General features: G+C 40.1%; 11 protein-coding genes. 4 read left to right on the top strand and 7 right to left on the bottom strand.

What is annotated here, in order from left to right:
- Positions 1-14: 14 nt before the first annotated feature.
- From ACH11B_RS22960 to ACH11B_RS22935, 6 genes are all read right to left on the bottom strand, one after another.
- A complete protein-coding gene (locus tag ACH11B_RS22960; protein ID WP_377610525.1) occupies positions 15-1,610 on the bottom strand; it encodes a solute:sodium symporter family transporter in 1,596 nt (531 codons plus the stop codon).
- Between the two features lie 3 nt (positions 1,611-1,613).
- On the bottom strand, positions 1,614-2,654 hold the full coding sequence (locus ACH11B_RS22955) for a GntR family transcriptional regulator (protein WP_242627157.1): 1,041 nt from the start codon (positions 2,652-2,654) through the stop codon (positions 1,614-1,616).
- Between the two features lie 7 nt (positions 2,655-2,661).
- Entirely contained in the window at positions 2,662-4,716 is a 2,055-nt protein-coding gene (locus ACH11B_RS22950) for an alpha-galactosidase (RefSeq protein WP_377610523.1), read from the bottom strand.
- Between the two features lie 17 nt (positions 4,717-4,733).
- On the bottom strand, positions 4,734-6,329 hold the full coding sequence (locus ACH11B_RS22945) for a RagB/SusD family nutrient uptake outer membrane protein (protein WP_377610521.1): 1,596 nt from the start codon (positions 6,327-6,329) through the stop codon (positions 4,734-4,736).
- 34 nt (positions 6,330-6,363) lie between these two features.
- Positions 6,364-9,441, bottom strand: a complete 3,078-nt coding sequence (locus ACH11B_RS22940; RefSeq protein WP_377610519.1) for a SusC/RagA family TonB-linked outer membrane protein — start codon at positions 9,439-9,441, stop codon at positions 6,364-6,366.
- A 1,072-nt stretch (positions 9,442-10,513) separates the two neighbouring features.
- Positions 10,514-11,404: a helix-turn-helix domain-containing protein gene (locus ACH11B_RS22935; RefSeq protein WP_377610517.1), complete on the bottom strand. Its 891-nt coding sequence runs from the start codon at positions 11,402-11,404 to the stop codon at positions 10,514-10,516.
- A 132-nt stretch (positions 11,405-11,536) separates the two neighbouring features.
- Here ACH11B_RS22935 and ACH11B_RS22930 point away from each other — a divergent pair, with 132 nt between their 5' ends.
- From ACH11B_RS22930 to ACH11B_RS22915, 4 genes are all read left to right on the top strand, one after another.
- Positions 11,537-12,592 carry an efflux RND transporter periplasmic adaptor subunit gene (locus ACH11B_RS22930; protein WP_377610515.1) on the top strand — a complete coding sequence of 352 codons (1,056 nt, stop codon included), beginning with the start codon at positions 11,537-11,539 and terminating at the stop codon, positions 12,590-12,592.
- Positions 12,593-12,594: 2 nt separating this feature from the next.
- The gene (locus tag ACH11B_RS22925; protein ID WP_377610513.1) at positions 12,595-15,705 is read left to right on the top strand and encodes an efflux RND transporter permease subunit; all 3,111 of its coding nucleotides are present in this window, start codon (positions 12,595-12,597) and stop codon (positions 15,703-15,705) included.
- Between the two features lie 33 nt (positions 15,706-15,738).
- Positions 15,739-17,082: a TolC family protein gene (locus ACH11B_RS22920; protein ID WP_377610511.1), complete on the top strand. Its 1,344-nt coding sequence runs from the start codon at positions 15,739-15,741 to the stop codon at positions 17,080-17,082.
- 113 nt (positions 17,083-17,195) lie between these two features.
- The gene (locus ACH11B_RS22915; protein ID WP_377610510.1) at positions 17,196-17,411 is read left to right on the top strand and encodes a hypothetical protein; all 216 of its coding nucleotides are present in this window, start codon (positions 17,196-17,198) and stop codon (positions 17,409-17,411) included.
- Here the strand turns inward: ACH11B_RS22915 and ACH11B_RS22910 are convergent.
- The gene (locus ACH11B_RS22910) at positions 17,382-20,384 is read right to left on the bottom strand and encodes a sacsin N-terminal ATP-binding-like domain-containing protein (protein WP_377610508.1); all 3,003 of its coding nucleotides are present in this window, start codon (positions 20,382-20,384) and stop codon (positions 17,382-17,384) included. The genes ACH11B_RS22915 and ACH11B_RS22910 overlap by 30 nt on opposite strands.
- Positions 20,385-20,521: the final 137 nt, after the last annotated feature.

Here is a 20,521-nt window from a genome sequence, read left to right as displayed (position 1 = left end):
GCTTAATCATGGAATCAGGATGCCAGTACGAAAGGAGAAAAGATGATATAAATCAATACCATCAGGATGAGTAAGACAACGTTTACAATGTGCCGGTTTTTCCATGGAACGACGAGGCTATGGGAGAGGTTGATTGAAATCGCTTTCGTGTTTTTTGATGGATAACAGAAGCTGATAGCGATCATGATGAAGACTGTAAGTAAGAAGAGGATGGCTAGAATGTGTAGGTAATGTATCGTCAATACGAGGATATATTCGCATATAAAGTAAGCAACCATAAAAAAGAGCAAGCCGATTTTTGCAGCGATGGGTGGGACCTTTTGGTTTATAAAGCCAACAACAATAATGGTGAAAATAGGCATGCTGAAAAGTCCCGCTACTCGCTGTAAATAGGTATAGAATCCGCTGTCAACAAAGAGAATAAAGGGAGCGGCTATCATCGCGATCATCGATAATAGCAATTCAAAACGTTTGGCAGTTCTTACTAATTGAGTTTCTGTAGGTGTTTTATGTTTTTTTTCTAAATAGGGTAAATAAAGATTCATAACAAAAAGCGTGCTGCTTCCATGTAATCCTGCATTATAGGTAGTTATCGCTGCACCGAAAACAAGTGCTGTCGTAATGCCCAATAGTGTATTAGGAAGCGTATCTGCTGCTACCTGGGGGAAAATTGATGCGGTATTTTCAACGCCTGCATATAAATGCACGGCTATTAAGCCAGGCAGATTAATTAAAAGAGGCATAAATAATTTGCTCAATGCAGCGAGTGCCATTCCTTTTTGAGCTTCTTTTAAATTTCTAGCAGCAAAGGTTTGTTGGACAATGTATTGCTCGATTCCCCAATAATAAAGATTGACCAATAACATTCCTGTAAAGATTGTGCTGAAAGGAACGGCATCTTGAGCCGTGCCGATAGCATTTAAATGGCTCGTGTGTTTGCTTAAAAGAAGCGTTAAACCAAGTGCGAGGTCGCCCTTGCCTAAATAACGAAGTCCATAGAAAGGTAGTACAATAGCAAGCAACAACAAGCCTATGCCTAAAAGCGTGTCCGATATGGTGATGGCTCGTAATCCTCCTAAAATAGTGTAAGCACTTCCTATTAAACCCAAAAGCCATACCAAAAGCCATATAGATTGCCAATAACTGATTCCCCATAAGCTTGGGAGATGAAACATCCCTGTTAATGCCACCGCACCACCATATAATACCGGTGGTAGCAAATTCACCGTATAGCTCAAAAGAAAGATAATGGAAACAAGTCGCTTTGTATCCTCGTCATAACGCTTTGCTAGAAAATCCGGCGTCGTAATCATTCCTCCTTTAAAATAGATGGGAAGAAAGTACTCAGATACCAGGAGCATGGCAACTACAGAGGTAATACCCCATGCCATAACAGATAGGTTATTTAGGTATACCGACTCATTCTCGCCGATAAATTGATTCGCGCTAAGATTGGTGAGAATCAATGAACTTGCAACGATCAAATAACCATTGTTTTTTCCTGCAAGTAAGAGTCCTTTTACAGTCCGTAAATTAGTTGATTTCGTTTTATACCATGAAATAAAAGCAATCAATAAGGTGCATAGTCCAAAGCTGACAAAGGCCTCCATTATTTACAATGACTTTCTTTGATATAATTCCGTTTCAATAACAAGTTGAATCTGTTCACGATCTTTAGCATAAGTAGCAGCAAGTTCGCCCATTTTCTTAAAATCCGTTGAAAATGTTGTGATACCTCCTGCCAAGATCTCCTTAATCACATCGTCATTATGTGCCAACACCCCCAAGTCTTTCCCCAGTTCCCATCTCTTGTCCATTACGTCTTTAAGGATCGCGTACAGTTCAGGATTATGGATCGTAAAATATACTTTATTTTTCTGTATCGTGCCCGGTTTATAGCTGGTTTCGACTTTACCCTTGATTCCGGTCTCCTTTAAGAATTTTTTAAAAGACTTCAAAATATCCTGCGGTTCGGCGGTGTCCTTTCTAAAGAAGAAAATAACCTCCTCATAAGTCGATAACTTGCTTTCCAGTTGTTTAAATATGCGATAAGAGGTGTGTTGAAACTCTTGTACGATATAAGAATAGTCTTTTCCCAGCGAAATAAGGCGGTCGATGATCAGCAATTTAAAGGGAGGGATACTCAACAAAAGCTCTTTAATCCGTTCAGACGGAATAGGGGCAATGATGTATAAGCCGTAATGCCCAACAATGCGATGAAAAATGGCTTCAAACACATCCGGATTGTTATGGTGAAAATAAAGATCAACTTGGGCATCATCGCCCAGGTTGATCTTTAAATGTTGGTATAAAGTTTCTTGAAAGGTGTCAAAAGCGTACATCAATAAGGCGATCTTCTGCTTTTGTTTGGTGTTTTTACTGATTACAAAATAACCCTTCCGGTTCTTCGAGGCAATAACCCCCCGCTCAATCAGTTCTTTATAAGCTTTCACAATTGTCTCACGCGCGTAGCCCAGCTCTTTTACCATTGTATTAACAGAAGGTAATGGATCGTTTGCATATAGACATTCGTCATCAATAGCATCCAAAACACCTTGAATGAGCTTTTCATGCTTCGAAAGCGATTGAATTTTTTCTAATGAATGTATTTTTTCAAAAATAGGTGACCGATTGGAAGGCATATTTTGTATCATTTAGTATTTACTTAGAACTGATTTTGTAAAGATAAGCACCTTCTTTTTCAAATGCGATGTCCATCTGCTTGTTTAGTTTCATTTCTTGGCCACTTAATACCTCTTTAAATACGTAGGTCTTATTGGGGTTTAAACCAACCCGCTCCGTGTCGAGATGAATAGTTGTAGCCTCGGTGTCGAAGTTAAATACGGCAAGGTAGGTACCGGCCTGATCAGAGCGGATAAATAGGGGATTGGTTTTTGTCCCAGTGTTCCCTTCTACTGGACGAAAGGCTTTCCCGGATTGTATGATTGATTTAATTTCAGCACTTTGGAGCCATTTTATGATCCGTTGTTGCCAATGCGCAGGCTTTGAATAATCATCACCTAAAATAACCGAACCTGTAATTAAACCAGCGATTAGGCGTGCACGATTAGCCCCTTCGCTCTCCTGTTCGAAAACCAAATGATCTGCATCGATATAATCGTATTGATAAGTCTGCCACCAGCCATAATTGACGCTGTTTAACGTGTATTCCGTATCTTTAATACTTTTCCAAGCATCGCAGGCTATGCGTCTCATATGCGCATAGCGCGCTGTTGCTAAAGAAGGGGAGATGGCTGCATATACCAACATGCTGTTAGCTAGATGGTTTGATAGACATTCCATTCCAACTCGATATGCCTGCATACCGGTGCTTATTGTGCTATCGAAAAAACCACTGGACTCAGCTGCGGCATGTGCGAGGAAGTCGATTTTTATCATCTTAAATCCGCACTCCTTAAGTTTGTTAATAACATAAGCGATTCGGGCTTGTGTGCCGGGATGGGTGGGATCAAGTGCTCTGCCGCCATCGAGGTCGTGGTAACCTTTAGTGGTTTTCGTCCACATGTCTGAAAATTTATAGTTACCCCCCTCCGCTACCCTGTTAGAATCTCCTCTAAAGCCCCAGTCGGTGAATGGTGCCCAATAAACCCCGGGCTCCAGCGCTCTTTTTTTGCAATAAGCAACGAATTCCTTTAATTGGGAAAAATCACCGGAGAATCCACCCTCCACCATATTATCCCAAAAAGAGTCGAGATCGATAAAGGCGGTTTGATCATTATTTCTAAAGAATGGAATTTTTTTGTCAAAAAAATCAACTACACGGGTCGCCTGTTCGTAGCTGAGATGTTCCTTGATAACGCCCCAGCTATTCCAACCAACGGGTGTAGCTTTGGCCCAAGGTTTAATATAGGGCGCTTCAACCGATCGACCTGCTTTTGCGTAAATTTCCAGGCCATCTCGCCAATCCGAAAAATAACCAACGAAAATTTTCGGCGATTGTATCGTTTTGCCACTGATTGCTCCGTGCGCCATGGAATCTCTGGTCACCTTTACGTCGCTGTAACCAGCACATATTTCGAGTTCATGAATAGAGGCTTTTAGACCGGCAGTTTTCACGCCGGTTTTCCAGTTCATATGGTTTAAGGATCCAACAACCAATCCGTGACGAGATTGATTATCAAACACAACGCCTATTTCTGCACTTGTTTGTGCATTCAAGCTAATAGGTTTTGCGTCGTAAGAGATAAATGTATCGTTATCAAAAGGTACGAATAGCGATCTAACATCTTCACCGTGTAGGAGCTGTGCATGCTTGCTATATAAGGGTATGAGCTGGTTGGAAGTCAATAATTGTTGATCCATTATTTCCAATTGCGTCAAAATAAATTCCCGGTTTGGATAGCAGTAGAAATAATGGTTGACCGTTGGTTGCCCCGGTGCTTTTGCGGTAAGTTTAATCTGAATACCTTTCCCCAATTCGTCTTTTATTTGCTGTTGTTGTATTTCGTAGTTACTGTAATCGGTGTTAGTGTATTTCTTCTGGTTGGCTAGAAAAGAAATTCCAGCTTCGTTTATAATAGCTGTGCTCTTATATTTTATGGAGAATGACCCCGATTTTCTATGAATAATCAGTTCATTCTCTCCGCCAAACGGGACAACGTAATCTGCTGTGGTTTGAGCCACCACATTTGTTGTCGTAAAAAAGAATGATAAAGCAGCGAAGCTGAAGCTATATAAATACTTTATGATTTGCATATGGTCTGTTTGCTATATTAATACCCTGAATTTTGATCGCTTTCTGATAAATCCGGATTTTGTCGAAGTTCATCTAAAGGTATTGGCCAAACAAGGCGAAAATCCGGTATGGTCACCGATTCGCTGATTCTGTTTCCTTTATACATACCCGAAACCCAACGATTTCTTTCTTGTACGTATTGCTTTAGCAATCCGGTGCGTAATAAATCGAATTTGCGCCAGCCTTCAAAACAGAGTTCGCGCATCCGCTCATCCATCAGGTTTTTCATAAACTCTTCTTCGCCCATCATGCCCCATCTTTTGTCTGTCGGAAGGTTACCTCCGAAAGCTCTTTTACGGACGACGTTATTGATTAGTTCTATAGCTTCTCCTTGTCTGCCTATCTTGTATAAGCATTCAGCATAACATAACGCAACATCGCTAAAGCGAACGAATGGGACATTCTTGCCGCTATAGTAGGAGCTGAGGCCTTGCTCTACCGTGCGTGTGTCTTCATATTTTTTTACATGGGGATCAAGCTCATCGCCCCAAACATAGCCGGTTAATGATGGTTTTTTGCCATCCCAGGTAAAATCATATCGTATACTCTCGGCTCGTCTCACATCGCCTTCTTCCCATACACCTCCTTCCGATCGTAGTTTATAACAGTATTCACTTGGCATGGTTCCATCAAAGCCTGCAAATAAAGCGGTTGCCTCTACGGCCGTCATACTCGCTACCGGTCTTGAACCCATATCCCATTGTATGCTATTCATATCGCCGCTCACATTACTGAATTGGAAAGCATACACCATTTCTCTTTTATAATCGGTCGAATTCTGCTGATGGGCATCATAAATCGTACTATAATTGATTGCTCCTGTACCACCAAAGTAGGGATTGTTATAGACTTTTTCAAATTGTTCTGCGGCTTTTGTATAGTCTCTGAAACCGGAGGATTCCGGCGCATAAAGGTAAACTTTGCCGAGTATCGCTTGTGCTATGGCACGTGTAGCTCTTCTTAAATCGGTATAATTAGGATCCGCCGGATCAGGCAAATACTGAATGGCCTTTTGTAAATCGCTTTCTATGGACTTATAAACTAAATCAATTGATTGTCGTTTTCCGCCCATATCTGTTCCGGTGAGGGGGATAGCACCAAACATCTGTACGAGCTCGAAATTATTGACAGCTCGTAAAAAACAGGCTTCACCTAAACGGAGATTGAAAGCGTTATCTTGACTACTTTCATTCGGGCTTAAGGCGGATATCGCGCTAGACGCACGCGCTACGATACGGAATCGACTTTTCCATACATCGAGTATACCACCATTGGTACTGTTCATACCATCAAGGTAAGTTTCTAATCCTTTGCGAAAATTATTATCCCGCCATTGTATGCCTCCCATGTTGGCTTCATCAGTGCCTGCATATAGTTCGATCCGATTTTTGTGCGAGTCGCGCCAATCCTTGTAAAGCCCCAGGATATAGCCGTTTAAATTCTCAATATTATCAAAAATGGCATCATCCTGAATTTTGGATTCAGGTTTTACATCCAAAAATTTATTGCAAGAGCTAAGAGGCAAAGACAGCGTTGCCAGTAATATACCGGTATATAATAAGTGCTTTTTCATAATGAGTTGTATTTAGATTTAAGTGGTCTAAGCATTAGAATGATAGATTAACGCCCAAAGTAAAACTGCGTGTTAATGGATAGCCTTCACCTGCTTCGGGATCGTACCCCTTGTATGGGGTGATGAGCAGGAGGTTGTTTCCAGAGGCATAAATACTCAGATTGCTTAGAGGACCTATTGATTTACCGGGAAAATTATATGTTAGGTTCAATGCCGCTAAACGTATAAAAGAGGCATCTAACATCGCCCAATCGGTAGAGCCGTATCCAAATCGATTAAATTTGTTTCCGCGATAGGCTCTAGGGACATCCGTATCCGTATTTTCAGGGGTCCAACGATTAAGTTGATCGATACTTGCAGGGGTAAAGCTGGCAGAACCGTCCATTAACGCATCCCATTGCCCATTAAACTTTTTTGCCCCGTAAGAATAGGTGAATACCGCGTTGAGAGACAGATTTTTATAAGCAATGTTGGTGTTGAAGCCACCATAAAATTTAGGATCTGCCTTGCCGACGATTGCCATATCGTTTTCGGCTGTGATTTTTCCGTCGCCGTCTAGGTCAGCTGGCAGAATATCTCCCGGCCGTACAATGTAACCGTTATAAAAGGTCATACCGTTAATGCGGTCCATATCCATTTGTTGAGCGATTTTTTCGGCCTTAAATGTATAGAAGGTGTTAAGCGACTGCCCAACAAATAAATTACCGTCTCGTGCCATAATGTTACCGCCGTTCCATAATACGTTGACACCATTGACCAACTTTTTAACGGTATTTTTATCGTGTGCAATATTACCTGAGATACGCCACTGAAAATCTTTGGAGTTGATAACTAAGGCATTAAAACTGAATTCCAAACCTTTGTTAGCTAGCTCTCCTACATTAGCAATTTGATAATCGTAACCGAACGACGGCCAAAGGGCCATACGCATTAGCAGATCCGTATTCCGCATATAAAACACATCACCGGTGAAGGATAGCCTATTGTTTAAAATGCTCAGGTCGAAACCTGCATTGTATTGTTTTTGTTTTTCCCATCTTAAGGCTGGATTACCGAATCGGTTATCTTCCGGAGTGAATCCGACAACGCCGTTCGAATAAGCAGGTTGGTAGATGGTCATATAAGTGTAGTTTGGTATATTTTGGTTTCCCAGCAAGCCAAAACCCGCTCGCAATTTCAATTGATCCAACCAGCTTGCATTTTTTAGAAAGCTTTCTTCTCGCATATTCCAACCGAGCGATAGGGAAGGAAAGGTGCCCCATTTGTTTCCATCTCCAAATCGCGAACTTCCATCGCGGCGCACTGTTGCAGTTAACAAGTATTTGCCATCATATGAGTAATTGATCCGAGCGATAATGGAAGCCAGGGTGTTGGTTACATAATCGGAGTTGATAGTATTACGTTCGCGGTCGCTGGCCAATCCCATACCTTTATAACCCAATATGTCAGTAGGGTAGTTATAACCGGTCATATCAATGGCATTGGTTCGCGTTTTTGACATGCTTGTGCTAATTAATCCAAAAAGACGGTTCTTGCCAAAGGACTTATCGTAGCTGATCGAATTATCCCATTGCCAGTACTCCGTAACTCCACGCCATTGCCAACCCCTTCCATTGTAATTGTCGCGCATGGATTGACCGATATTGCTCGGAATATAACTGTTATCTTGTTTATTATAAATATCTGCGGACAAGGATGTGCGTACATTGAGTCCTTCCACGGGCTTGGCCTCTAAAAAATTGGTTGTTAAAATCCGGCTATGTATTTCCTCACTAAGCAAATCTTTCGTTAATATAGGATTGTAATTTCCCATCTGTGATACGCCTTGGAAAGCCATATACAACCGATCGGTATCAATCGTTTGCATAGGATTGGCCATTAAGGCGGTGGAATAAGCGTTTGCATCCAAGCGATTTTTATCTCCGCGCGAAATACTCGTATTGGTACCCACCTTTAACCACGACTTGATTTGTCGCTCATAATTGAAACGGCCACTAATCCGTTTGTAACGAGATACATCAAGCACACCCTTATTATCCGAATATGAAAATCCCAAAAAGTAGTTCGATTTATTATCGCCACCGGAAAAATTTAATGAGTGGTTCTGTTCCAGGCCGGTTCGTGTAATAGCATCGAGCCAATCACTGGTGATGTTGTTCTGGCCATTGTATAATTCTTCCGGAGAAAAGATTGCGCCTGCTATATCTGTTTTTGTTAAGAAATTATCAATATAAGCTTGGCGATCAGCATTCGGATTTTCATCCATATAGGCATTTGCGTAAGCGTCTATACGTAGATCATACATTTGACGGGCATCCAATAATTTGATGCGATTCTGATAGTTGCTTATGGTAGCAAAACCGCTGTAACTAACTTTTCCTTCCCCTTGCTGCCCCCTTTTTGTAGTTATGACAATGACACCATTTGATGCCTTTGATCCGTATAAAGCGGTAGACGAGGCATCTTTTAAAACTTCTATGGACGCAATGTCATCCGGATTGATCATTCGAATACCTTCTTCCGCTACAATACCATCAATTACATAAACGGGATTGGTACCGTAAGAGATTGAGTTGGTACCGCGCACTTTGATCGTTACATCTTCTCCCGGTGTGGCATTGGAACGGGCAATATATAAACCGGGCACTTTTCCTTGCATGGCAGTTGTAAGATCGGTTGTTGGAATTTCCTTTAGTTGTTTTTCACTGATCGATCCAATGGCTCCGGTAAGATCGCTCTTCTTTATTCGGGTTCCGACAACAACGACATCTTCCAGCTCAAACCCTTGCGGTTGAAGTAAGATGTCGGAAACCGCATTTGAAACACGTAATTCCTTAGGTTGATAACCAATATACGTAATTACGAGAATAGCATCTGGAGCTACAGTGATGGAATACTGCCCGTTCGCGTTTGATGCTGTGCCATTTGTACTGCCTTTTACCTTAATGGAAACACCCGGTAGGCTTTCGCGGGTTAGACTGTCCAAGATGCTTCCGGTCATTTTCATTTGTTGTGCCGAAGTTGCAGTTCCAAATAAAAGCAGCAAACTGAAAGCGAACGCTGCTTTTGTGCTTGCTATAGCACAATACCATCTTTTTAAAGTTAGAATCATGATTTTTAACAGGTTTTATAATTTGTAAATAGGGGTCCTTTACGCCCACTGCGACATTAGGTTCATTGTAGGTACATTACATCAGTATTATACTTTTATCATTGTATAGGTTAGCGTATTCTATTCTGTACTAGTCTATACTAGTTATGCAAAAGTAAAAATAAAATGGAAAAAAAGAAATTATTTTAAAAGTTCGTGGTGTGTTTGTAGAGACATGGTCTTTTGAAAGAGGACTTCGCTCCGCTCGGTGATCCTGAAAAGGGGAGGATGACAGCCAAAAAGCTTCGCACTCCGTGCTTTGGCATTGTGGTTTATAGCTCACTCAAGCAGGCTTGGTTCGCTGCAGGATTACCTCGCTCCGCTCGGTGATCCTGAATTGGGGAGATGACAGCCAAAAAGCTTCGCACTCCGTGCTTGGGCTTTCGTTGTTTTACAGTGTGTTCGAGCAAGCCCGATTTAGGATTACCTCGCTGCGCTCGGTGATCCTGAGTTGGGGGGATGACAGCCAAAAAGCTTCGCACTCCGTGCTTAGGCTTTCGTTGTTTATTTACTCACCCGAGTAAACTCGGTTCGTTATAAACAACGAAAGCCCTTGCTTTCGCAAGAGCTTTTTAGCTGTCGTCCTGTCGGGACAATTTTCGAACCATTTTTTAAATGATTTGAAAAAATTAGCTCTTTCTCAAGATCTATAAAATATCCACGACAATTATATTTTAAAGGCTTCTATTTTGTATGGAAAGCTTTCTCTTATTGTTTTTTTGGTGGTGCACATGTAATATTATTTAATAATACGATGCAACATTATTTTTGATTTTTTTGTAGAAAAAGATTAGATAAACCCGAAGTGGCTAATAAAGAATAGTTTGCAAGAACTAAAAGTGCTGTCGGTAACGATTTAGTAAAAGCATTTTGATAAACTGTCATCAGCAGATTGGTTCAGCCGTCACGAGGCTATGACTGATGCTGATTTCGAAAAAGATCCATCCCGAAATAAACTAAATGTATTGATAAACAGAATTTCTCATTTTGCGTATCATTTAGGGCAGTTACGTCTGTTGAAACAGTAATAGAATCACTTATTTCTGTACTGCATTGGCGTCTGTCCTGTTTTTGCTTTGAAATATCTTCCAAAAAAAGATGGATTTGCAAAATTAAGTTGATCTGCAATCTGTGCCACGGTGAGATTAGAACTCTTGAGCATACCTTTGGCTTCCATAAGAACCATTTCATCAATCCACTCACCAGCCGTCTTACCGCTTACACTTTTGATCGCTTTGGAAAAGTGCTTTGGAGTAAGGAAAACTTTATCTGCATAAAAATAGACATTGCGTTGAGTTTTGTAATGTTTGAAAAGTAGCACCATAAAACGTTTATAAACCTCTTCATGACGTGACTGCTTTTTGTCGTTGACTAACGGTTCCATTTCTGAGTACCCCTGAAGTATCTGAAATATCAAGGTATGAAGAAGGCTTTTTACCATATCAAGACTGTACGACCTGTTTTCTTCATACTGTCTCACAATCATGCTGTGCAGGATCAGTATATCCTGGAATGATTCATCAGACAACTTAAAGGACGGCTGTTTTTCAACTTCAGAAGCAATCATTCCCATCTCCTTCGTCAATTGAATACTGGAAACGAAATCGAACGAAAACAGTAAAAAACCGACTTCAAAATCCGGACTCTGATCCAATAGTTGGATAACCATATTGGGCAAAAATACGCCCACAGAGAATTCACTGACCTGGTACTCGGTCAGGTTTATGCTGATTGTAGCTGTTCCTTTTGTACAGAGCACAAATCCTATCCCTTCGATAAGATGTGGATATTTCCAATCGAACGGGCATTCCCTTACCAAGGACGGTGCTTTGGAAACAATCAGATCCGTGGAATTGGAGAAAACATTCTTCTGCTCGGCCATTTTTTCAACCGATATTCTAAAAAAATCTTTCTTATCGCTCATAATAAATGCCATCTAAAATACAAAATTACAAAATAAAGCGACTTTTAGGACATTTCAAACTGCTAAACGGTCACCAAAATATTGATCCGTGTTCAGACCTTTGCTGAGAATTAAAATATTAAATCAGGAGAAATGGCTCAAAGAAGATTTTATTACCTCATAGGTGTATTGTTTGCGATAGGAATTTTGGCATCATGCAAGCAAAAAACAGAAAATACAGAAGCATCGTCTATTCCAGTTAAAACCCTACACATATCACAGAATAAACTGTCTGCTCAACAGGAATATATTGGAACTGTAGAAAGTGAAAATACAGTTGATGTAAGTTTTTTGGTCCTAGGAACAGTTGAGCGGATGTTTGTTACGGAAGGACAGAAAGTTTCCAAAGGACAGATTCTTGCAAGCTTGAATAAATCATCCTTACAGAGTGCGTACAACATGACCGCTGCCAGCCTAAAACAGGCAGAAGATGCCCATAAGAGAATGACAGCTATGTACCAAAGTGGAAGTCTGCCTGAAATCAAGTATATCGAAATTCAGACGCAACTGGAACAGGCGAAAGCCAATGAGGCTATCGCCAGAAAAAATCTTGGTGATGGTACTGTTCATGCACCGCAATCCGGTGTAATCAGCAGACGTTATGTAGAACCCGGAGCCAGCGTAATGCCAGGTACACCGATATACCAGATCATGGATATAGGGACTGTTAAAGTAAAGGTAGCTATTCCCGAAAATGAAATTTCACTGATAAACACAGGTTCTGCGTGTGAAATAAAAATAGCGGCATTGAACAATGAAACCTTTCAGGGAACGGTAATTGAAAAAGGTGTATCGGCCAACCCGATCTCCCACACCTATGACATCAAGATAAAGATAAACAATGCTTCCGGAAAAATCATGCCGGGAATGGTCGGTAAAGCCTATCTGATTAATTCGTCGGTAAATGATGAAAGTACAATACTTGTTCCTGTGAAAGCCGTTCAGGTTGACCATACCGGAAAACGTTTTGTATGGTTAAAAAACAAAGAAGGCAAAGCTCTTTACAAAGAGGTAACGCTGGGCAGACTTCATGGCAATGGTGTTGTCATCGAATCCGGACTCCAAGAGGGAGATGAACTGATAACCGAGGGGTATCAGAACATAGGGAATGGAACATCGGTCATTGTAAAAAATGAAAACCAGCACTAAACATGGAAAATAGCAAAAAAAATAAAGGGCTCATAGCAATTGCTATGGAGTATAACAAGATTGTGCTTTTGCTCGTATCCACACTGATCATATTCGGCGTGTATGCCCTGATCAAAATGCCCAAACAGGAATTTCCAACATTTACCATCAGACAAGGTGTTGTCGTTGGGGTATATCCGGGAGCCACTTCCGCAGAGGTGGAGGAACAGCTTGCAAAACCGTTGGAAAATTTCCTTTTTACCTATAAGGAAGTAAAAAAATCAAAAACCTATTCCATGTCCCGTGATGGCATGGTATATCTGTTCGTTGAACTGAATGATGATGTCAAAAACAAGGATGAGGTATGGTCAAAGATAAAACATGGATTGAGTACATTTAGGTTACAGTTACCTTCCGGCGTATTGGCCGTTATAGCCAACGATGATTTTGGTGATACATCGGCACTCCTTATTTCTTTGGAGTCCGACACAAAGACCTACCGTCAACTGGACAATTACCTGGAATCACTTGAGTCGCGTTTACGCGGTATAGAATCCGTTTCAAACCTACGACGTTTTGGTGAGCAGAAAGAACAACTGAGCATCTATATCGATAAGGAAAAAGTTGCCAGTTATGGTATCAACCTATACTCCCTTTACCAAACCCTGATTACCAAGGGAGCCATAGGAACTTCAGGTGTAATAGACAATGATGAGATCAATGTCCCTATCCATCTTGAACGTCCTTTTTCATCAGAAAATGATCTAGAGGAACAGATTGTATATTCAGATCCTCAGGGCAACCATATCCGCTTGAAAAATGTGGCTACCGTGGTGCGTGAATACCCCAAAGCAGCCAGTTATACTATAAACAATAATAAAAAAGCACTCATTCTTTCCACAGAAATGCGTACAGGATACAATATTGTTGAATATGGGCAGGATGTTGAGAAGGTTCTACGTGAATTTGAACAGACCCTACCTGACGATGTCAAGGTATTCCGCATTGCCGACCAACCGAAAGTTGTAGGACATTCCATTACTGCATTTCTGGAAGAATTGCTGATTGCTATCATAGCGGTAGTTCTGGTAGTGGTTGCTTTATTGCCCCTGCGGGTAGCAGGTGTGGCCGGTTCGACCATACCTATCTCGATTTTTATTTCCCTTGCACTCATGTTCGCTTTCGGCATTGAACTGAATACGGTAACCCTTGCCGGACTGATCGTCGTACTGGGAATGATCGTGGATAACTCCATTGTCATTATCGACAGCTATCTGGAAAAACTGGACGAGGGCATTCCCCGAAAACAGGCAGCGATAGAAAGTGCTCAGGAATACTTTAAGGCCATACTATCAGCTACACTTGCCATTGGTGTAACGTTCTTTCCATTTTTGATAACGTTCACGGGACAGCTATATGACTTTGTATTTATGTTCCCATTTACAGTACTCATTACGCTATCGGTATCATTGGCAATCGCCGTACTGTTCGTGCCGTTCCTTCAATATACATTTGTCACCAAAGGGCTGCACAGTACTGAAAAGAAAAGTAAGAAAAAAGGGAAATCCTTTTTGGACAGGCTACAGACGACTTACGATAATATCCTCTCGGCTGTATTTCGTTATCCCAAAACGACATTTACAGTAGGGATACTTTCGGCAGTCATCGGGGTGCTTCTATTTACTCAAATACCACTTAAGCTGATGCCCATTGCCGAGCGTGACCAGTTTGCCGTAGAGATCTATCTGCCACAGGCAAGCTCCCTTGCACAGACCGAAGCCGTAGCACAGGATCTCAACAGCATTCTTGAAAAAGACGAAAGGGTAAAATCAGTGACCTCATTCATAGGTACAAGTTCACCGAGGTTCCATACAACCTATGCACCAAAGATAGGAGGGCCAAATTACGCCCAGTTTATCGTGAATACCGTATCCAGTAAGGCTACCATCGACATGCTCGATGAATACAGTGTGAAATACAGTAAGCACTATCCAAATGCATTTGCAAAATTCAAGCAGATGGATTTTCAGGCAGGTGTAGATGCCGATGTGGAAATCCGGTTAAGCGGGGACAATATCGGTGATCTAAAGATAATAGCAGATAAATTACAATCAAAAATAAAGAAACTTGATGAGCCGGTACGGGTATATACCAATTATGAAGAAGTACTGCCTGACGTTCGTGTTGCACTGGATCCGGTAGAGTCAAACCGACTGGGCATCAGTGAGGGTGTGCTCGGTCTGACGCTAACGTCCCGATTTGGAGGAATGCCCATCACAACAGTGTGGGAGAACGACTACCAGTTACCGGTTGTTCTTAAATCGACATGGAAGACCAATGATGCACAGCTTGGCGATGTGGAGAACGAATATATATCCGGGCTTTTTTCACCGGCAGTACCACTTCGTCAGGTAGCTAAAGTCAGTACGGAATGGACCGAAGGACAGATCGTACGCCGTAATGGTATCCGTACGTTATCGGTTTACGTGGATATGAAAAGAGGTATCCGTCCGGATGCTACGCAAAAAGAGGTAGAAAAATTTGTTGAGGAACTTTCACAGGATATATCTGCTAAGAATGTGACCGTTAGTTATGGCGGTCTCCGGGAAAATACAGAGGAAACTTTACCAAAGATTGTATCGGGTCTGCTGATTTCTATCGCCATCATCTATTTTATATTGGTTTTCCACTTTAGAAAGATCAAGTTGGCTACATTGGTATTTGCCTCAACCATTTTTAGTTTCCTCGGTGCTGCAATAGGTCTGCTGATCATGGACATGGAATTCAGTCTCACCTCCGTACTCGGTCTGGTCAGCCTCATCGGTATCATTGTGCGTAATGGCATCATTATGTACGACTACATTGAAGAGCTAAGGCATAAACAGCAGATGACCGTAGCACAGGCATGTATCGAAGCCGGTAAAAGAAGGATGCGTCCAATATTACTGACCTCACTGGCCGCATCAATGGGTGTTATCCCGATGATCATTAGTCAGAGTCCCCTATGGGCACCTATGGGCACGGTTATTTGCTTTGGTACGCTGATTTCGATGGTATTCATTCTGATTATGTTACCATTGATCTACTGGTTTGCTTACAAGGGAGATGATAAAGAGCAACTTGAAACCGCTTGACAGTTATTATAAGGTTTAATTAAAAAATTGAAAATGAATAGATCAATCACAATATTGGCCCTGATGTTATTATCCTTGCCGGTCTTTGCACAGACCTTAACGGTTCAGCAAAGTAAAGAACTGGCATTAAAGAACAGCAGGGGCATAAAGAACAGTAAACTGGAAACAGAAGCTGCAAAAGAGATTAAACAGGAAGCCTATACCAAATACTTCCCCAATGCAAGTGCTTCATTAATGGGCATGCAGGCCATTAATCCATTGCTGGAAATGGATATGCCGGCGGGCAATCTTCCCGTATATGACGGGAATCTCGCCAATATTGCCACTGCAACACAGTTCGCCTATTTTCCCGGAGTAAACATAGGTTTGTTTAATCAGATGGGATTAGGTTCGATAAACGTATTACAACCAGTATACGCAGGAAATAAGATAAAAACGGGTAACCAACTGGCTTCGCTCAACGTTGAGGTCAAGCAACATCAGGAAAAGATCAGTGAGAATGATGTGCTCATGAAGACCGAACAGCAATATTGGCAGGTGGTTGCCATTCAGGAAAAGCAGAAGACATTGCAGAACTACGAAAAATTTCTGCATGCCCTGTACAAACAGGTGAACGATGCCTACAAAGCCGGTTTCATCATTAAAAATGATTTACTTAAGGTACAGATTGCACAAAGCGAATTAAAAGTAAATAAAAACAAACTAGAAAATGGGAAAAAGCTCGCTTTAATGCAGTTTTCGCAGACGATAGGTATTGACTATACGGATGAGATCGTTTTACAGGATGATCTTCAGGTAGAATCAAAACCTGAATCCTATTATATCCATGGAAATGATGCTGTGGTGAACCGCTCAGAATATCATTTACTTGAAAAATCGGTAGAAGCAACCGAATTACAGTATAAAATGACCAAAGGCGATTACCTGCCACAGGTAGGTGTTGGTGCGGCAGGCTATTATCTGGATCAGTTTGTCAGCGGACAGAAAGGGAATTTCAACGGAATGGTCTACGCATCGGTATCCATTCCCATTACAGACTGGTGGGGAGGGAAACATAAACTAAAGGAACAAAAGCTCAAGACTGAGATAGCAGAAAATAACCGTAAGGAAAATATCGAACTAATGAACCTTCAAGTAGAAAAAGGTTGGACCGACCTGAAAGAAGCCTATGATAAAATTCTGTTATTACAGGAAACATTGGAGCAGGCAGATGAAAATCTACGGGTAAATCAGAATTCATACAATAACGGGCTTATACAGTTGTCAGATCTTTTGGAGGCACAAGCTATAAAAGTAGAAACAGAAGATAAACTTACCGAAGCAAAAAGCCAGTACAGAACAAACCTTACTAATTATCTACAGGTAACAGGAAGATAAAACTGTGATGGTACGAATATAATAAAGCAAAAATTACTTCTAATTATAAATTGGGATTATCCTATTAATAATCGTGCACTTTTATAAATATTAATCATTAAATTTTTAAAACAATGGAAAATTCGAAAGAAAACCAGAGACCAATCTTAGTAAAGATTGCTAATCAATTACTTAAAGATCAGCAAGATCTAGATTCATTAGCAGTACAATTATCACTCGGTAAAGCGGAAGCGAAGGATAAATTCAGGGAAGTAAAATCTGAATTTAAAGAAAAATTGCAAGATCTTAAGAACACGATTTCAGCTGAATTTGAAGAAGGTAAGGTTTGAGTCATCCCCATCCGCAAGTTCAACAAGGATGGAAGATCGTTTACTAAAGACAACAGGGAAATACTTTTCATATTCAGCTTCTATTTTGAACTTTTGAATTATATCTATGATATATTCCTTTAGCGGATGATTTTCTATAGAGGTAAATTGGGAGGTTTCAAAAAAGACTGTTTCGATTTTTTCTGTAAGGTTTCTAACAGTTTTTTTGTCTTGTATTTTTAAGTATTTGGTGAATTCCTTGTGTATGAGATTAGCTCTAATTGGAAAGTTTGGTTTCACAATCTGATCATAAATATCCTTGATTGATTCAGGAATGTTATCGTCCACCTTCAAAAAATTCTGAGAGGTGAGTTCATTTAATTGATTAGGAAACACCGCCAAAGTGCTGAACATTTCTTCATAATCATAATATGACGGTCCTATCTCCAAAACATCCTCCAGAAACTGCAAATTTTCTCCGACCCACTCTGAATTTGCCTTGCTCAGATCATTTAAGAACAGGCGAATCAGTCGTCTTTGCGCTACTCTATTATCTAACTCATCGTCTTTTACAGCCGGTATTTCTATAGTTGAACTATCAAAGCTATAATAATCGCAAATCAGTTTTATTAGTCTGGTTGGCACACTGTTAGATTCAATAGACGGAGATATTTTTGAATAACTAATCAAGGCTTCTAAAAAATCGGATACGATTTCCGCAGCGAGCGTTTTATCTTTTATTTTTTCCCCTATGGCTACATTAATGTCAGTTGTATAGTTTTTTCTTGTGTAAGGATTAAGATCCAAGTCGAATTTAAAATCAGAATTTATATGCCTTTTTGGTATGTCAGGCATGATAATATCAGCAATTTCAATTAACTCTTGAGGTAAACTAATATTATTATTAAGCCCAGACAGTAATCTAAATTCGCCTTTAATATTGGGCAGAAGTTCAAATGAGTTGAATAAATCTCCATGACCTTCTTTAATCAGATGTTGATAAAGAGTTTTTAGTTCTTTTATATGAGGAATGTTAGCAAGATTTCCTACTTCCTTTATTTTGAGAGCAAGATCCCTGTAGCCTACATACTTAATCTCATTCAGATTCCATTCGTCAATAATTGCCGACCATTCTTTTGTTAAGTGCTTTAAAGGTGTGTTATCCCAAAAGAAATCTACCAAAGTAAATATAGCGTCAAACACGTCACTATCCCTGAGTAGTGTCGTATCAATGAAGACAGATTTAGAAACAACAATATTTCCAGTTTTAGTTTCAACCAAAGGAAAGGATTTGAAATGCTCTATCCAGGAAGCTTTTAAAGTTCTGAAATATTCATTTAGTAACGGTTTTTCACTTTCAGTTTTAAAGTTTATGCGAGCTAATTTTATGGGGTTACTTATTGCCTTTGCATTAGATCCTACATACTCGAAAATAAGTTGTGAAGCTGTGTCAATTAAATTCCTATTTGCTTCTTCTTCATTTTGATTGTCCTCGTTATTTGATTTTAAATAGAGGCCATTGCGTGGCTCATTTGGCAGGAAATGCCTTGAATGCAAGATATAATTAATACCAAAATCCTGAGTACCTACCAACGGATAAAACAAGAAAAGTTTTGGTAGTTCATTACTCAAATCATTGGCTACCAAGCTTGATGAAAATGGCAGTATTACTGTAATTTTATTGTCTTCTGATTTTAAATAGAAAACATCAACACAATCCTGATTAATTAGGATCGATGTACTGTGAAGTTTGTCAACACTAAATGAGTCTTTACGTTGATAAACTGTTGTTGAGCCTGATAGATCCTTTACTGTTACTTTCTTTAGTCTTGGATTTAAAGTTATCACATAGGGTAAAATTGTCTGTAAGGAATTGACAGCTTTTATTGCACAATCTTTATTATTCTTAGTAACGGTCTTGAATGAAAATTCCGTATCAGGATATGGGGGTAATACGGTGTTTTCATCTTTAAGCAATCTTGCTACTTCTTTTTTAAGAAGCCGTATCCTTTGTCCAAGTTCTTTCCAATTATCGGTATCCCTATCAATGAAAAAGTTATTTAAAGCTACATAGCCCTCATCTTTTATTAATGCTCCATTTATCTCAATTTGCTTTCCAAATGTATGAGAAGTGATAAATCCTGTACCGTATTGGCCAACGGGTTCATTATCTTCAAAAGTGATTTTTCTTTCTTCAAGGGTTTTAGAACTGACTTGTTTAAAAAGACAATCAAGCGTCATGGGTGTAAATGGCTCGCCATTGTGCCTAAAGACCAAATGATCTTCTGTTAGAGCTATGGTAATTTCAGAATTCTCACTTAGGTCTATCGCATTTTGAAAGAGTTCCCAAATGGCTCTATTAGCATCATTTTCTTCTAATTTCTTTATTCCTTGAATAATCTTGTCAGCATGTTGTTTCATATCGTTTAGCTCCGATAGATCTTCATAAGATAGAGCTATAATCGATAATGGAATAGATGAGTCCCCGCCTTGAGCAAGTATGATTGTTCGCAGTTTTTCAACGAACTCTTCAGGGAAATCGAGTATATTTTCGCAAACAGCACTGCGATAAATTTGTATATAGAAGAAATTCCTGATGGTGATGATATCGGCTTCGTTCAATCTGTCGTGCCCAGTGAGATCATTTTTTCGAAAATGTGGCAGTATGTCATTGATGAAGGGATTTTCAACGTCGGTAAATAGCTTTTCGCATTGACTACAGAATACATAATCTACAGAAAATGGAATCGACTTCGCATTTTCTATTTCATCTTCCGTTGGTTTCCTTCCAATGGTGCTTTCTAGCGTAAGTTCATCCAGTCGCTGGAAATTGAAATCTATAAAAGGGTTAGAATTATCTAGGGCAAAATACAATCCTTTTTCACGGTCATTTGCACCACCCAGATTTAGGCAGGTACGAATGATTGCATCGGTAAGATAATGTGTATTTTTTTTATTTGCTTCCCGTTCCTGACATAATTTACATATAGGCATTTTTAGTTTTTTAGATGATGTATTAAAGATAAAAAAATGAGCAGAATTGGAACATTAAGTAATTACAATTACGCCAAGAACAACCTTTGACAGCCAATAGAAGCAACTGATAGGGTTGTCATGTAAATCTTCAATAG

Source organism: Olivibacter sp. EAT-5 (assembly GCF_044784325.1).
GTDB lineage: Bacteria > Bacteroidota > Bacteroidia > Sphingobacteriales > Sphingobacteriaceae > Olivibacter > Olivibacter oleidegradans.
Note: the sequence above shows the minus strand (reverse complement) of the source record. Positions and strands in the feature narration are given on the sequence as shown.

What these genes read in the sequence shown, in the direction of transcription:
- ACH11B_RS22935 (WP_377610517.1), bottom strand. Translation starts at nt 11,404, where the DNA reads ATGAGCGATAAGAAAGATTTTTTTAGAATATCGGTTGAAAAAATGGCC.
- ACH11B_RS22925 (WP_377610513.1), top strand. Translation starts at nt 12,595, where the DNA reads ATGGAAAATAGCAAAAAAAATAAAGGGCTCATAGCAATTGCTATGGAG.
- ACH11B_RS22955 (WP_242627157.1), bottom strand. Translation starts at nt 2,654, where the DNA reads ATGATACAAAATATGCCTTCCAATCGGTCACCTATTTTTGAAAAAATA.
- ACH11B_RS22930 (WP_377610515.1), top strand. Translation starts at nt 11,537, where the DNA reads ATGGCTCAAAGAAGATTTTATTACCTCATAGGTGTATTGTTTGCGATA.
- ACH11B_RS22920 (WP_377610511.1), top strand. Translation starts at nt 15,739, where the DNA reads ATGAATAGATCAATCACAATATTGGCCCTGATGTTATTATCCTTGCCG.
- ACH11B_RS22945 (WP_377610521.1), bottom strand. Translation starts at nt 6,329, where the DNA reads ATGAAAAAGCACTTATTATATACCGGTATATTACTGGCAACGCTGTCT.
- ACH11B_RS22915 (WP_377610510.1), top strand. Translation starts at nt 17,196, where the DNA reads ATGGAAAATTCGAAAGAAAACCAGAGACCAATCTTAGTAAAGATTGCT.
- ACH11B_RS22960 (WP_377610525.1), bottom strand. Translation starts at nt 1,610, where the DNA reads ATGGAGGCCTTTGTCAGCTTTGGACTATGCACCTTATTGATTGCTTTT.
- ACH11B_RS22950 (WP_377610523.1), bottom strand. Translation starts at nt 4,716, where the DNA reads ATGCAAATCATAAAGTATTTATATAGCTTCAGCTTCGCTGCTTTATCA.
- ACH11B_RS22940 (WP_377610519.1), bottom strand. Translation starts at nt 9,441, where the DNA reads ATGATTCTAACTTTAAAAAGATGGTATTGTGCTATAGCAAGCACAAAA.
- ACH11B_RS22910 (WP_377610508.1), bottom strand. Translation starts at nt 20,384, where the DNA reads ATGCCTATATGTAAATTATGTCAGGAACGGGAAGCAAATAAAAAAAAT.